Below are 921 nucleotides of genomic sequence, written 5' to 3'. Positions count from 1 at the left end.
GGTGGCGCGACGCGGGCCGCGCCCCCCCGTCCCCGGCATCGGCCCCGCCCGCCCGGACTGATCCTGGCCGCGCACCGCCCCGGCAAACGCACCAGCGTGGACCTGCCGGAGACGCACAGGCACGCGCCGCTGCGTCGCCACCGGCCCGGCGGCGCCCCCCTTCGCGCGATGCCCGCTCCGCGAACCATGGCGTGGCCTATGCGTGGATGGTCGCGTGGCTGGCGCTCGTGGCCTGGGGCGTCTGGACGCAGCGAATCTCCATGGGATGGCTGGCGGCCCTGGTGGCCGTCAACGTGGTGACCTTCGCCGTGTATGCCAGCGACAAGGACGCCGCACGCAGCGGGGGATGGCGCACCAGCGAGCAGCGGCTGCACCTGCTCGCCGTGCTGGGCGGCTGGCCGGCCGCGTGGTGGGCACAGCAGTGGCTGCGGCACAAGTCGAGCAAGGCATCGTTCCGCGCGGTCTACTGGCTCACCGTGGCCGTGCACTGCGCCGCGCTGGCCGCGGTGCTGGCCCATCAGTCGGGCATATTGCTACGTTTTTAGTAGCGACATGCCGGCGATTTCATTGCGCCGCAGGCCGTTTCGATGCCGGGTCTGCGCCAGTCCGGCAACGCCCGACTGGGACGCGTCCCACACGGCGGCCTTGCCCCGCCCTACAGCGCCGACGTCCGGGCCCGGGCCCAATGGCCGCTGAATCCACAGCGAGAGGAACCCCATGAAGCCCTTTGTCCTCGACCCGGACATGACGTCCTCGGCCGGCACCTTCTACCCCACCGGCCATGTCTTCGCCCTCTTTCCCGACGAGGCCCACGCCCGCGATGCCGCCGAAGCCCTGGGGGCCGACGGCGAACGCACCGACATCTCCCACGCCACGCCGGACGCCATCCTGCAGCATGTGGTGCGCACGCTGGGCAATGCC

General features: G+C 72.1%; 1 protein-coding gene and 1 pseudogene. Both read left to right on the top strand.

Annotated features, from left to right (window positions below; all coding sequences use genetic code 11):
- The first annotated feature begins 191 nt into the window (after nucleotides 1-191).
- On the top strand, nucleotides 192-545 hold the full coding sequence (locus tag AC27KI_RS25950) for a DUF1294 domain-containing protein (protein WP_487116715.1): 354 nt from the start codon (nucleotides 192-194) through the stop codon (nucleotides 543-545).
- 172 nt (nucleotides 546-717) lie between these two features.
- A pseudogene (locus AC27KI_RS25945) lies at nucleotides 718-921 on the top strand (hypothetical protein); the annotation flags it as partial.

It is taken from the genome of Acidovorax sp. KPB24-03 (genome assembly GCF_057546605.1).
The sequence above is the reverse complement of the archived record's forward strand: the minus strand, read 5'-3'. Positions and strand labels throughout refer to the sequence as shown.